Source organism: Stenotrophomonas maltophilia group sp. Smal13, assembly GCF_030236855.1.
Classification (GTDB): domain Bacteria; phylum Pseudomonadota; class Gammaproteobacteria; order Xanthomonadales; family Xanthomonadaceae; genus Stenotrophomonas; species Stenotrophomonas maltophilia_A.
Map to the genome: position 1 here is coordinate 67,530 of NZ_JASJSQ010000014.1, position 12,905 is coordinate 80,434.

11 protein-coding genes are annotated in these 12,905 nt (G+C 65.4%); 2 read left to right on the top strand and 9 right to left on the bottom strand.

The window, feature by feature from the left end:
• Window positions 1-45 precede the first annotated feature (45 nt).
• The 9 genes from QRO95_RS07325 to QRO95_RS07365 form a co-directional block, all read right to left on the bottom strand.
• Window positions 46-534 (bottom strand): hypothetical protein, encoded by a 489-nt coding sequence (locus tag QRO95_RS07325; protein ID WP_285302154.1) that lies wholly within the window; start codon window positions 532-534, stop codon window positions 46-48.
• Window positions 535-565: 31 nt separating this feature from the next.
• A complete protein-coding gene (locus QRO95_RS07330) occupies window positions 566-1,318 on the bottom strand; it encodes an HAD family hydrolase (protein ID WP_049412263.1) in 753 nt (250 codons plus the stop codon).
• A gap of 45 nt (window positions 1,319-1,363) precedes the next feature.
• Window positions 1,364-1,873 (bottom strand): DinB family protein, encoded by a 510-nt coding sequence (locus QRO95_RS07335; RefSeq protein ID WP_049400072.1) that lies wholly within the window; start codon window positions 1,871-1,873, stop codon window positions 1,364-1,366.
• Window positions 1,874-1,978: 105 nt separating this feature from the next.
• Window positions 1,979-2,389 (bottom strand): EF-hand domain-containing protein, encoded by a 411-nt coding sequence (locus QRO95_RS07340; RefSeq protein ID WP_004139214.1) that lies wholly within the window; start codon window positions 2,387-2,389, stop codon window positions 1,979-1,981.
• A 232-nt stretch (window positions 2,390-2,621) separates the two neighbouring features.
• On the bottom strand, window positions 2,622-2,993 hold the full coding sequence (locus tag QRO95_RS07345; RefSeq protein WP_253144923.1) for a hypothetical protein: 372 nt from the start codon (window positions 2,991-2,993) through the stop codon (window positions 2,622-2,624).
• Between the two features lie 210 nt (window positions 2,994-3,203).
• Window positions 3,204-3,917 carry a M15 family metallopeptidase gene (locus tag QRO95_RS07350; RefSeq protein ID WP_285302155.1) on the bottom strand — a complete coding sequence of 238 codons (714 nt, stop codon included), beginning with the start codon at window positions 3,915-3,917 and terminating at the stop codon, window positions 3,204-3,206.
• Window positions 3,850-5,403, bottom strand: coding sequence for a serine hydrolase (locus tag QRO95_RS07355; RefSeq protein ID WP_285302156.1), 1,554 nt, complete (start codon window positions 5,401-5,403; stop codon window positions 3,850-3,852). Before QRO95_RS07355 ends, QRO95_RS07350 begins: the two co-directional genes overlap by 68 nt.
• Before the next feature lie 55 nt (window positions 5,404-5,458).
• A complete protein-coding gene (locus QRO95_RS07360) occupies window positions 5,459-8,482 on the bottom strand; it encodes a TonB-dependent receptor (protein WP_285302157.1) in 3,024 nt (1,007 codons plus the stop codon).
• A 51-nt stretch (window positions 8,483-8,533) separates the two neighbouring features.
• Window positions 8,534-10,024 (bottom strand): transglutaminase-like domain-containing protein, encoded by a 1,491-nt coding sequence (locus tag QRO95_RS07365; RefSeq protein WP_285302158.1) that lies wholly within the window; start codon window positions 10,022-10,024, stop codon window positions 8,534-8,536.
• Between the two features lie 132 nt (window positions 10,025-10,156).
• Between QRO95_RS07365 and QRO95_RS07370 the strand changes: the two genes are divergently transcribed.
• Both QRO95_RS07370 and QRO95_RS07375 read left to right on the top strand, forming a co-directional pair.
• Window positions 10,157-11,593, top strand: coding sequence for an SH3 domain-containing protein (locus QRO95_RS07370; protein ID WP_253144939.1), 1,437 nt, complete (start codon window positions 10,157-10,159; stop codon window positions 11,591-11,593).
• On the top strand, window positions 11,594-12,688 hold the full coding sequence (locus QRO95_RS07375) for a dipeptide epimerase (protein ID WP_285302159.1): 1,095 nt from the start codon (window positions 11,594-11,596) through the stop codon (window positions 12,686-12,688).
• The last annotated feature ends 217 nt before the right edge of the window (window positions 12,689-12,905 follow it).

Below are 12,905 nucleotides of genomic sequence, written 5' to 3' on the forward strand. Positions count from 1 at the left end.
CCTCGGGATGCCTGGAATGATGCAGTTGCCGGCCAGCGGGCGGCACTACCGCTTGAGCTGGCGCCTCAGGGTGGCATCCAGGGTGATCGGCCGGTCCCAGTGCTGGTAGCTGGCCACGATGGCATGGCGCACGGCGCGGTAATGCAGGTTGTCCGGCTTGACCGGCATGCGCTTCACCACCGCCTCCCATCCGCCCTCCGGGTCCTGGCTGAAGGCGCGCACGCTGTCGCGGCAGGTCTGGCCGCTGGCCTTGGCCCAGAAGCAGGCGAAGTAGATATCCCCGGCCTGCCAGCCATGGGTGGTGAACAGCGCGCTGATGTAACCGCGCGGCACCTCGGCATAGCGCGACACTTCGTCGAGGAAGGCGTCGGGGTAGCGTTCGGCGTAGTGGTTGATGTCCTGCAGCTGGGCATCGACCCAGCGGTCACCGGTTTCCACCGTGTAGGCCGCCGAACGCTCGGCGGTCTGCTGGGCCAGCACGGTGGCCGGCACCAGCAGCAGGGACAACAATAGCGCGCGCAGTCGGACGTTCATGCCCCGATTCTGCCGCAGCCGCCGGGTCCTGTCAGGCCGCCGCAGCCGCCTTGGCCTCGATCGCGGCCAGTGCGGCCGGCCAATCGTGGGCGGTATCGGCGGTGACCATGCGCGGTTCATCGTCAGCCACGCCGTGCTGGGTCTCGTGGGCCCAGGTCACCGCGTACGGGGTATGCACGCCCCAGCCGCCCAGGGTCACCACCGGCTCGATGTCCGAGCGCAGCGAGTTGCCGACCATCACGAAGCGCTGCATCGGCAGGTCGAATTCGGCCAGCACGCGGGCGTAGGTTTCCGGGTCCTTCTCGGAGACGATCTCGATGCGCGGGAACAGCTCGGCCAGGTTGGCGACCTTGATCTTCGCTTCCTGGTGGAACAGGTCGCCCTTGGTGATCAGCACCACCGGGTAGTGCTCGGCGATCGCAGCCACTGCTTCACGCACCCCGTCGATCAGTTCGACCGGGTGGCGCAGGGTGTCGTGGCCGATGTCCAGGATGCGCTGGATGTCCTTGGCCTCGATGCGCTGGCCGGTGATGTCGATGGCCGCTTCGATCATCGACAGCGTCATGCTCTTCACGCCGTAACCGAAGGTGCCCAGGTGGCGCTGCTGCACTTCCAGCAGGTGGCGCGCGGTCTGCGTGTCATGCACGTCGACGTAGCGCGACAGCAGGTCAAGATAATCCTGCTCGGCCTTGCGGTAGTAGTCCTCGCTCTTCCACAGCGTATCGTCACCGTCAAAACCGACCAGGCCGATGGCGCGCGACGGCGCAGGCGTGGGGGTGTTCATCGCACAAGGATACCGCCGTCCCGGCACGTGGGACACCGGGCACGCTCAGTCGCCGTGCTGGCGCTGGTAGACCAGCAGGTCCAGTGCCGGGGCCTGGCCGGTCAGTTGGGTCAGCAGTGTATGTACCTGGCCGCGGTGATGGGTCTGGTGGTTGAACCAGTGCGCCAGCCCGGCGTCCACCCGCTGCAGCTGCGGTTCGGGCGTGGACACGCGTCGATAGGCGACACGGGTCGCCAACGCCGCGTCGGACAGCCCGAGTACGAACGCGACGATGCCGGCATCCTCCTCGATCCGCGCCTGACGCAGCGCGGTGAAATCGGTGAACAGCAGCGTATCGAGCGCATAGCCGGTATCGCCCTGCCCGGCCAACCGGCGCAGCCAGATGCGATCCGTCACCAGCAGGTGGTTGAGCGTACCTTCGACGGAGCCGAAGAACGCGCCGCACGGCCTGCGGTAGTCCTCCTCGGGCAACGCCTCCACGGCGGCGTACAGGCGCTGGTTGGCCCAGGCGTTGTAGCGTGCCATGGCCTCGAAATGGGTTTTGAGGGTTGCCATGTGCGGATGGTCGAGCCCGCTGCGGGCGCCGTCAATACAGCAAAAACCCGGGCGGCCGCAGCCGCCCGGGTCCCCATGCACCGGTCTTCCCGAATCAGGCGTGGATCAGCGGCCCTGCGCCGCGCCGGCACCTGCACCAGCCTGCTGGGCGGCCACGTAGGCCTTGTACTCATCGGCGCTCAGCTCGCCGTCCTTGTTGGTATCGGCCTGGTCGAACACCTGGGCCAGGCCTGCGTTCACCTGCGCCTCGGTCTTGCTGATAGTGCCGTTGCCATCGGTATCGATGCTGGCCCAGGTCTGGCCACCGCCATTGGCCTGTGCCGAAGCCGCTGCGGCCGCGTTGGTCGCCTGGTCAGCCGCCTGCCCTGCCTGTGCCGCCGACTGCTGCGCCTGCGCGGCCTCGTTCTGTGCCTGCGCGGCCTGCTGCTTGGCCGACTGGGCCATCGCCGGAATGGCCAGCACGCTGCCGGCGGCGACGATCAGGGCGATCAGGGGCTTGCGGTTGCGAATAGTCATCAGGGGTGTCTCCTACCAATTGGGTGGTGTTGCGCGGCGTGTTGTCTCCGCACGGCACCTACCCTGCCACCGCCTTTCTGAATCGATTTTGCCTCGCGACCGGCGTCAACACGCACGATTAACCACTCGCCTACGCGCATGCTTTAGCGCGGTGGTTAGCATGAAGTGAGTGGCTCATAAGCTGCGCATTCAGCGCTGCCTGATTTAACCGGCAGCGAACGAAAAACCTGCGTCAGTCGACGTTCTGAGCCGATGACCGCGAACTGAACACCACCCAGCCGAGGGCAACACCAGTGAGCGCACCGGCGATTTCCAGCACTACGCGGCTGCCGAGTTCGTTCGGATCGTGGATGGTGGCGAGGAACAGGCGCGCATACAGGGGCGACTCCAGACGCACGATGCCCATGTAGAACAGCTTCCATGCATCGATGCCGGCGGAGATGATCACGGCGATGACGCAGGACCAGCCGATCGCGTGGCCGACCGTCCAGTGCAGGAGCCGGCACAGCTGCGACCACAGGAAGTACACCAGCAGCCCGACCAGCAGGGCGATGGCGCCCGCTTCGAGGGTACCGAGCAGGCCGAAGTGCAGGGGAAGGTTCATCGGGTGGGCAGGGATGAAGAGGCGGCCAGTGTAAGGGATCTGCCTCGGACCCAATCCGTTAGCCCCGGTAGATCCACGCCATGCGTGGATGAATCCCCATCGAAATCGAATACTCCGATGATTGAACGAAAGGCGTCCACGCATGGCGTGGATCTACCGTGTCGACCAAGGTCGACACCTACCAACAGCGGCGCCCCTCTGCCGATGTCCCTACCGCACGGGGACGTCGTATGCGGTGCCCGGGTCCGGTTCGGGCTGCAGGGTGTAGTGCCACCACTCCTGCGGATAGTTGACGAAACCACGGCGTGCCATCGCCTGCACCAGCTGCTTGCGATTGGCCTGTTGTGCATCGCTCAATCCGCTTGTCTGCGTGTGCGCACGAGGGCCGAAGAAATCGAAATCCGTCCCCATGTCCAGCGGCGTGCAGGTACCGCTGCGGCAATCGAGCAGACCGAGGTCGACGGTGGCACCGCGGCTATGGCCGGAGCGCTCGGCGATGTAGCCGTCGACCAGCAGCCGTGGCTTGTCCAGATCCGGGTACTGCAAAGCCTTGCGCGAGCGCTCGCGCGGATCGTTCACCCAGGCCATGAAGGCCTGCACCGAACGCACCGGCCGGTAGCAGTCGTAGAGGCGCGGGCCAAAGCCATCCGCGCGCAGGTCCTGTTCCACCTGTGCCAGTGCCTTCGCCACCGGCGCCAGCAGGTAACAGGACGGCGCCTCGTAACCCGGCACGCGCGCGCCGGTGAAGTTGTTCGCGCCGGCGTAGCGGATGTCCATCTCGATGCCTGGCGACAACGTGCGGACCTCCACTAATCCGGCGCTGGCGGCATCAGTGGCCGGCGAAACACGCGGCGGCTCAGCGGCGCTGGCGCTCGCTGCCAGGGCAGTCGCCAGTACGAGTGAAATGCAGGTCCTGGAAGTCATAGCTGAAGTCGATGTCCGGGTCGATGGCACGCAGGTCCAGTGTGGGCGGCGCACCGTCACCGGGCTGCAGCCAAGCCTGTGCGTCTTCGCCCAGCGTATCCCAGCGCAGCAGCCAGCGCCCCTGCAACTGCAGCACCGTGGCCTGCAGTCGGGGCGACTTGTCGACGCTGAAGCGCAGGCCGTTCTTGCCCGGGCACAGCGAAGCCAGGCCCAGCCACGGATCGCGGTAACGGCCCTGCCAGTGCGGCAGATCCGTGCGGCTCGTCTCCTGCGCCGCAACAGTGGACGGCCGCGAATGACCGGTCGCCGCCCGCGTTGCCTTGTCTGCCTTCAATTCGGCCAGGTACTCCATCGCAGGCCGCGCATCGTCCGCTGCGGTGAAGCGCTTCAGCGCGGCCTGCATCAACGCGGTACGCGCATCCTCGCCTTCGCCATTGATCAGCATCACCACACCCACCTTGCGGTCGGGCAGCAGCGCCAGCGACGAGTACATCCCTGACAGCGTGCCGGTGTGTGCCACCTTCCACTGCCCATCCATGTCAGACACGCGCCAGCCATAGCCGTAGCCGTAGAAATGCGCGTTGTCCCAGCGCCGCTGGCGCTCACCCAGCGGCATCGGCATGTGTAATGTCCACAACGTGCTGCGCTGTTCACTGTCCAACCAGTCCGGCACCACGGCAGGATCCAGCAGTACCTGCATCCAGCGCGTCATGTCACGCAGCGAACAGCGGATGCCTCCGGCCGCCATCGACGGCAGGTCCGGGCTGATGGCACCGTCGGCGTTCACCACCTCATTGCGATCACCACGCCAGGCATGTGGCTGCGCGACGTTGCCTACGCGCTTCACCGACCAGGCCCCCACCTGGCAGCGCGTCATACCGAGTGGTTCGAACACCTGCTCGCGCATCAACTGGTCGTACGATTTGCCACCGGCCGCAGCGGCCACTTCGCCGGCCACCACGTACATCAGGTTGTCGTAGGCATAGTGGCTGCGGAAGCTGCTGACCGGCTTCAAGTGCGCCAGTCCGGCAATGATGTCGGCGCGGGTGAACGTGTTCGGCTCCGGCCACAGTATCAGATCACCGGCGCCCAGACCGAGACCGCTGTTGTGGATCAGCAGGTCGCGCACCTGCATCTGCTGGCCCACCCATGCGTCATGCATGCGGAAGCCCGGCAGATGCCGCTGCACCGGATCATCCCAGCGCAGCTTGCCCTGCTGCACCAGCCGCGCCAGCAACGCGCCGGTCATCGCCTTGCTGTTGGAGGCGATCTTGAACAGCGTGTCCTCGTCGATGCGGCCGCCATCGCCACGCGCGCCCTCGGCATGGCGATAGACCACGCGCCCATTCTCGATCACCGCCATGGCCAGCCCGGGCAGGTGCTCGTGCTGAACCACGGCGGCGACATCGGCATCGAGGGAGGCGGTGTCGGTCGCCGATGCGGAGGGTGCGGCCAATGCGGCTGCGAGGATCAGCAGATGATGCATGCACGCTTCCCTTCCAATGCCCGCGCCGCCCACACGGACGGCACGGGATGCAGCCTCAGAAATTCCAGGTCACCACCAACTGTGTATAGCGCGGAGCCTGCCAGCGCGTCCCGGTGGCGAACGTCGCCTCGCGGTACTGGCCGGGCTGCGCTTCATAGCGCTGGTGCACGTTGATGGTCTTCTGATTGTTGAACAGGTTGTAGACCGACAGCCGTGCGCTGAGGTCGATGCCTTCCACCGGCAAACGCCACGTCACATTGGCGCCCATGGTCCACGTCCATGGCAGGCGACCGAACGCGCCGCGCGGACTGTACTCGAACTGTCGCTGGTTGTATGGGCCGGAGCAGTTGGCCACGCACAGCCAACCGGTGCCACCGCCACTACCTTCACTGGAGGTACTGCCACCGGCGATGGAGTCGTTTGGCCACATCACGCCATACGCAGTGATCGGGCCACCGGACTGCACCTGCAACGTGGTGCCGAAGGACCATTGCTTGTTCAGTGCGTACGCAGCTCGCAGCTTGAACTGGTGGCGGAAGTCGTTGAACAGTACGCCGTAGCGCTCGTTGGTGGCGGGGTGGTCCCAGAACTGGACCATGCCGGTATCACCGTAGTTGGTATCGGAGTTCACTGGTCCTTCGAAGTTGCCTTCACTCTTCGACCACAGGTAGGACGCGTTGAACATCCACTTCTCGTCCCATGCACGGTCGATCTGGAACTCCAGCGCCTTGTAGGTGCGCTTGGGCTTGGAGTAACCGATCACCTCGCCACTGCCGCCCTTTCGATAGCCGCTGTTGGCGGTGTCGATGGTGATCCAGCCGTCGTTGGCGCAACCGATGCTCTTGTCGCCCCAGATCGTCAGGCTCTCGCCCGGGTTGGCGATCGGCCACAGCGTGCTGGGGGTCGGGCCGCACGGGGTGTAGTTGATGCGGATGTCATCCAGAGCGCGGGTCATGCGCCGGTAGGTGGCATTGACGCCCCACGACCAGGCCTGGTTGATCATGTTCTGGAAGCCCAGGATGTATTCGTCCTGGTAGACCGCCTTCAGGTCGCGGTCCACGCTCTGGCGCAGATCGGCACCGCCGGTGTTCATGCGGGTGTCGGTAGGCCCGATCTGCTGGCCGACGATCGGTGCCATGTACGGCGAGCCTGTCGGCGAGGTCTTCTGTTCCCAGCCATTGAGCACGTAATAGCTGTATTCGTCGGTGAGACCACCGGCGAAGTTCACGTTGATGTTGTTGGTAACCGGCAGGTAGTAGCGGCCGGCGTTGCCGAAGAGCTTGGTGCTGCCATCACCGCGCATGTCCCACGAGAAGCCCACACGCGGCGCGACCAGGTCGTCCATCTTGATGAACGCCTTGCCGGCGGCGGTGCGGTTTTCGAAACGGTCCCAGCGCACGCCGAGGTTGAGCATCAGGTTCGGAGTGATGTTCCAGATGTCTTCCACGTAGAAGGCATTGGCTTCAGTCTCGAACGTGCCTCCCGACTTGCGGTTGCGCGCACGCAGCATTTCGGTAACGCCTGCTGGCACGTAGGCATTGGCACCGTCCCAGACTTCATCGCCAGGTCGCGCTACGTAGGCCGTGTAGCTCAACTCGGTCGGACCGGGGTAGCTGGTGGACTGCTTTGTGGTCATCAGCTCACGGTCGACACCGAAGCGTAGCAGGTGATCACCCAGCTGCCATTCGAAGTCCAGTCGCGCCACGTCACGGGTATCGTCACGCTCGGCCACTGCCGTGCCGGTGGGGTGGCAGCCTGCGCGCAGGCCCTGCAGCTTGCCCAGGCGCGGGCCGTAGGTGCTGTCGGTGAACACCGGGCTGCACGCCTGATCCAGCGACGAATTGGTGAACGCACGCTGGTTGTTCTGGCCGACCATGGCGCGGGCGGTGAAGTTCTGGCCGAAGTGGCCGGTATAGGCGGCCGACCAGTTGCGACCACCCGTCTCGGTGACCGAATCACCGCCCCATGCACCGAGCTGGTCTGCGTTCCAGTTGTAGCCATACGAGGCGTTGGTGACGTCACCTTCGTCGGAGAACGCCAGCAGCGCCAGGCTGTGGTTGTCGTTGATGTTCCAGTCCAGCTTGGTGCCCCAGAAGCCGTTGCCGGAATCATTCTTGAACCAGGTACTGCCATCGGACGAGGTGTTGTGCCCTTTGTCACTGCGGTCTTCATACATCGCGAACAGGAACAGCTTGTCCTTGATGATCGGACCGGAGCCCCACACGTTGGTCTTCAGGAACGAGTTGTTGTCGCGGCTGCCATACGAATGCGGGGTTCCATCACGATGGAAGTGGTCGCCGCCGCTGGAGCGCCATGCACTGGGTTCAGCGGTGACTTCCACGCCGCCTTCGAACTCGTTGCTGCCCGAACGGGTCACCGCATTGATCACGCCACCGGTGGAGCGGCCGAACTCGACCGAGTATCCGCCGGTCTTGACCTGAAACTCCTTGAAGAAGGCGAACGGCGCGGTACTGAAGCCGCGACGGGTGTACATGTCGGTGACATTCAGGCCATTGATGAAGACGGCATTTTCAGCCACCGACGAGCCGGCGAAGGACAAGCCACCAAAGGACGAGTTGCCGCCGACCACGCCAGGCGCCATCAGTGCGACCGCAGACAGGTCCTGCGCCACAGGAAGGCGCGAGATTTCCTGTCGATTGATGTTGAAGGATGTTTCGGTGGAATAGACATCCACGCGATTGACCACGCGTGTGCCGACCACCTGCAACGCATCGAGATTGGTGACGCCGCCGCCGCTTGCCAGATTGACCGTGGTGGTGCCGCCGATCGCGACGCTGACAGCAACCTGATCACCCAGCTTCTGGCCATCACGGCTGAGCTGCAACTGGTAGTCGCCCACCGGTAGCTGGCCAAGGCGATAGCTGCCATCGGCACCGACCGTGACAGAGCGGGTCAGGCCCGTGCTGTTGCTGACCACGGTCACCTGATCACCGGCGGTGGCACGGCCCGCCACCGCGCCGCTCACGTTCTGCGCCATTGCGGTGCCGGGCAGCATCACGCCCAGACACGCCCCAAGGGCGACGCACAACGCCGCCCGCTTGATGCTGTAAGCCTTCATCCCCTGCTCTCTCCTGCAAGAATTGAATGGTGTGGAGTGCGATGTGTCGCGCTAGCGTTGCCCGGCTGGCAGTACCCGCCACTGGAAGTCGTAGCTCCATTGGTCGAAGTACAGGTTGCCGCCTGCCCACTCGGCCTCGCCGCGCTGCGAGTCGACCGTTTCCGAGCGGAAGTGCTGCTTGGCCGGCGCGAAGCGCTGGCCGAAATCGTCGTTGAAGGCGATGCGGTAGCCGTCGAGGCCACCCAGGTAGAAATCGCGCAGGGCAGGCACGTCGCTGGCCAGCGCGCCGGTGGTCACATCCATCGGCAGCCAGCCATACGGCGCCAGGTAGACCTGCCCCCAGTCATGCAGGTTGTTGTAGCCGCTGCCATCGACGGAGAACACCATGCCCGACTGCCAGCGCGCGGGAATGCCGTTCATGCGCAGCAGCGCGATCAGCAACAGCGTCTGCTGGCCGCAGTCGGCATGTCCGGCACGCAGCGCGTAATCGCTGATGTTGCTGATCGTGGAGTATTCGCGCGCACCGGCCCATGGAATGCGATCCACGGCAGCAAACAGCTTGCGCACCACTTCATACGGGCGGGTTTCCCCCTGCAGCACCTGGTCGGAGAACAGCTTCAGTGCCGGCGTGAATCGCACGTGCGGCGGCTGCTCGGCCAGGTAGGGTTTGAGTGCCGGATCGGCCGGTGTCGGCTGCACCTTGGCCGGATCGATCGCGGTATGCCAGGCCAGGATCGTGACCGCGTAGCGGACCTCGAAGCGCGTCGGCTGCCCCGCCACCGCCTTGGCTTCCAGATAGGCCGTGCGCTGCAGGGTGCTGGCTGGCGCCACGCGCGCCTTGCCCGGGGTGCTGCCCAGCCACTGCACCTGCTCCTGCTGGCCGGGTATCTCGCGCGGGTACGGAATCCAGGCGCGTACGGTCTCGCCGGCCGGCACCGCATCGGCTTTCACCGTGAGCGACTGGGTGAATTCAATGCGCTGCGGCAGTACCGACGCCTGGCCACTTTGTTCCGCTGCGGCAAGCACGCGTGCGTGGTGCGCGTTGAGCACCTCGTTTGGGCCCGGCGCCGGCATCGGTGCATCCGCGCGGCGGCGTCCACGTGCTTCGTCGCCGAGCAGGAACAGGTTCGACGGTGCGCGCTTGAAGTACCAGCGCGTGCCATCGATGTCGAGGTGTTCGATCAGTCCAAGCTGGTCCCAGCGTGCGAATTCCTCGTCGGTCAGGTCGGGAATCCAGCGGCGCACGGCAGACTTGGCGGCGGCTTCGTCGAGTGAAAAATCCAGGCGGATGCGGCGCATGCGCTCTTCCTGGAACGCGATGTCGTCGAAACTGACGCCAGGCTCCGCCGCGTCCGCAGCCGACCAGGTGTTCAGTTCGCTGCCGGCTTCGGAGAACCGTCCCGCGTCGATCATCTGCACGACGCGCGCGAACTGGATGGCCGAGGGTGGCGGCTCCGCTCCCGCCGACCACGCGCACAGCAGCAGCGCGGCACTCAGGCCGGCAGCAGCAGGCAGACGCAGTTTGCGAACGGCAGGATCCACAGCGACACTTCCCAAGCGCGGGTGGTAACGGCTGTGTAACACGGGCCGGGAGACCGGTCAATAATTTATTCTTGCTTTCGACGCCGAAAGGAATAAATATTCCAACAGGCATTCGAGGAGGGTGTGCAGCGCATGATCCTGGCTTCCCGCGAACCGCGCCGGCGCTGGCCGCGCCGGTTGACCCTGGCCCTGTGCCTGCTGGCCGCACCGGCCTTCGCACTCGCTTCCCCGACGCCTGATCCCGGCGCGCCGCTGCCCTATGTGATCGGCCTGCACGAGGCCTACCTCACCCCCCAGTACTGGGCCGCGCGCCTGGACAACGCCGATGTGCCGATCCTGGACCGCAGCCAGATCGAGGCACAGAACGCGCGGATGCGGGCACAGGACGGCCACATCCAGGACATCGCCGCATTGCCAGCCCAGCTGGATGCGGCGGCGGTGCGCGCAAGCATCACCGCGCTGTCGAGCTGGCCCACCCGCACTCTGTACAACGACAAGGGCCAGGCCGTTGCGCCGGCACTGCGCAGCGCGACCGAAGCCAATCTGGGCCTGCAGTCCATTCCCGCGCAGACGACACCGCAATACGGGCTGGTGGTGAAGCGCGCTGCACTGCGTACTTTCCCCACCCGCGAGCGCGTCTTCAGCACCGTCGGCGACACCGACATCGACCGCTTCCAGGAATCGGCACTGTTCCCCGGTGACAAGGTCGCCGTGGTCCATCACAGTGCCGACGGCCGCTGGCTGTTCGTGCACAGCGAGCGCTACAGCGCATGGATCGAGGCCGACGCCATCGCCAACGGCGACAAGGCCACAGTGCTCGGCTACGGCGCGAAAGGACCGTACCGGATCATCACCGGTGCCACCGCGCAGACCGCATACACCCCGGAAGAACCACGCGTCTCGCGCCTGCAGCTGGACATGGGCGTGCGCCTGCCGGTGCTGGCCGACTGGCCGGCGTCAGAGCCGGTGAACGGCCAGCAGGCGCACGCCGCGTGGGTGGTGCAGTTGCCGGTACGCGAAGCCGATGGCCGGTTGAAGCTGGTGCCGGCGCTGCTGCCGCGCTCGCAGGACACCGCCGCCGACTACCTGCCGCTGACCCCACGCCTGCTGCTGCAGCAGGCCTTCAAGTTCCTCGGCGAGCGCTACGGTTGGGGCCACGACTACGACACCCGCGACTGCAGCGGTTTCGTTTCCGAGATCTACCGCAGCTTCGGCGTGCTCCTACCGCGCAATACCAGTGCTCAGGCGATCAGTCCGGCGCTGGACCGCGTACCGTTCACCGGCAAGGACGGCAAGGACGTGCGCGACCGCGCCGTCACCGATCTGCAGGTGGGCGATCTGGTCTACATCCCCGGCCACGTGATGATGGCCATCGGCCACGTCGACGGCCGCACATGGGTGATCCACGATACGGCGGGCGGCAGCTGGTTCGGTGCTGACGGCAAGCGTGTGCAGGCCCATCTCAATGGTGTTTCGGTCACCCCGCTGGAGCCGATGATGGCCAGCGACAGCGTCCGCTACATCGACCGCATCACCAACATCCAACGCCTGCGTGCCAAGACCCCCTGAATGAAGATCACTGCCATCGAACTGGGCATGCTGCGCGTGCCGCTGAAAACACCGTTCAAGACCGCCCTGCGCACGGTGGAAACCGTGGAAGACGTAGTGGTGCTGATCCGCACCGACACCGGCCACACCGGCTACGGCGAAGCGCCGGCCACCGCGGTGATCACCGGTGATACCCACGGCTCGATCATCGAAGCGATCCGTCACTTCATCGCGCCGCGCCTGATCGGCCAGGACGTGGCCAACCTCAATCGCCTGTGCGGTCTGGTGCAGACCGCGATGGAGCGCAACACCAGCGCCAAGGCGGCGGTGGAGATCGCGCTGTACGACCTGTGGGCACAGCTGCATGGCGCGCCGCTGTACCAGATGCTGGGCGGCGGCGACCCGGTGATCACCACTGACATCACCATCAGCGTGGACTACATCGACAAGATGGTGGCCGATTCGCTATCGGCGATCGAACGCGGCTTCGAGTCGCTGAAGATCAAGGTCGGCAAGGACATCGGCCTGGACATCGAACGGGTCAAGGCGATCCACGCTGCTGTGGAAGGCCGCGCCCTGCTGCGGCTGGACGCCAACCAGGGCTGGACCGCCAAGCAGGCGGTGCATGCCATGCGCACGCTGGAGGAAGCGGGCGTGGTGCTCGAGCTGCTGGAGCAGCCGGTGAAGGCCGCCGACATCAGTGGCCTGAAGTACGTGACCGACCGCGTCAACACGCCGGTGATGGCCGACGAAAGCGTGTTCAGCCCGAGCCAGGTGATGGACCTGATCCAGCAGCGCGCGGCCGACATCATCAACATCAAGCTGATGAAGACCGGCGGCCTGTTCAACGCGATCCGCATTGCCGACATCGCCGGCATCTACGGCGTGCCCTGCATGATCGGCTGCATGATCGAATCGAGCATCAGCGTGGCCGCGGCGGTGCACCTGGCGGTGGCCAAGAGCGATGTGATCACCAAGGTCGACCTCGACGGCCCCTCGCTGGGCCAGTTCGACCCGGTCAGTGGCGGCGTGCACTTCAACGAATCGGAGATCAGCATCAGCGACGTGCCGGGGCTGGGCATCACCGAAGTGCGCGGGCTGGAGATGCTGGGTTGATCTCTGCCTTGCGGCTGGCCTGGCGTACAACTGACTTTGGGTCGGGCGTTACTTTTCTTTTCGCGAAAAGAAAAGTAACCAAAAGAAACGCTCCGCCGGCCGCGAGCCGACGTGCTGCGCACGTCGGTGCCCTGTTCTCCTCGGTCCGGCGAGGGACGGCGCGGAACTCGCTGCGCTCAGACACCCGCGCCTCTTCGCCCTCGCCGGACCTGCGGTG

What these genes read in the sequence shown, in the direction of transcription:
- QRO95_RS07355 (WP_285302156.1), bottom strand. Translation starts at nt 5,403, where the DNA reads ATGCATCATCTGCTGATCCTCGCAGCCGCATTGGCCGCACCCTCCGCA.
- QRO95_RS07340 (WP_004139214.1), bottom strand. Translation starts at nt 2,389, where the DNA reads ATGACTATTCGCAACCGCAAGCCCCTGATCGCCCTGATCGTCGCCGCC.
- QRO95_RS07335 (WP_049400072.1), bottom strand. Translation starts at nt 1,873, where the DNA reads ATGGCAACCCTCAAAACCCATTTCGAGGCCATGGCACGCTACAACGCC.
- QRO95_RS07345 (WP_253144923.1), bottom strand. Translation starts at nt 2,993, where the DNA reads ATGAACCTTCCCCTGCACTTCGGCCTGCTCGGTACCCTCGAAGCGGGC.
- QRO95_RS07350 (WP_285302155.1), bottom strand. Translation starts at nt 3,917, where the DNA reads ATGACTTCCAGGACCTGCATTTCACTCGTACTGGCGACTGCCCTGGCA.
- QRO95_RS07325 (WP_285302154.1), bottom strand. Translation starts at nt 534, where the DNA reads ATGAACGTCCGACTGCGCGCGCTATTGTTGTCCCTGCTGCTGGTGCCG.
- QRO95_RS07330 (WP_049412263.1), bottom strand. Translation starts at nt 1,318, where the DNA reads ATGAACACCCCCACGCCTGCGCCGTCGCGCGCCATCGGCCTGGTCGGT.
- QRO95_RS07370 (WP_253144939.1), top strand. Translation starts at nt 10,157, where the DNA reads ATGATCCTGGCTTCCCGCGAACCGCGCCGGCGCTGGCCGCGCCGGTTG.
- QRO95_RS07375 (WP_285302159.1), top strand. Translation starts at nt 11,594, where the DNA reads ATGAAGATCACTGCCATCGAACTGGGCATGCTGCGCGTGCCGCTGAAA.
- QRO95_RS07360 (WP_285302157.1), bottom strand. Translation starts at nt 8,482, where the DNA reads ATGAAGGCTTACAGCATCAAGCGGGCGGCGTTGTGCGTCGCCCTTGGG.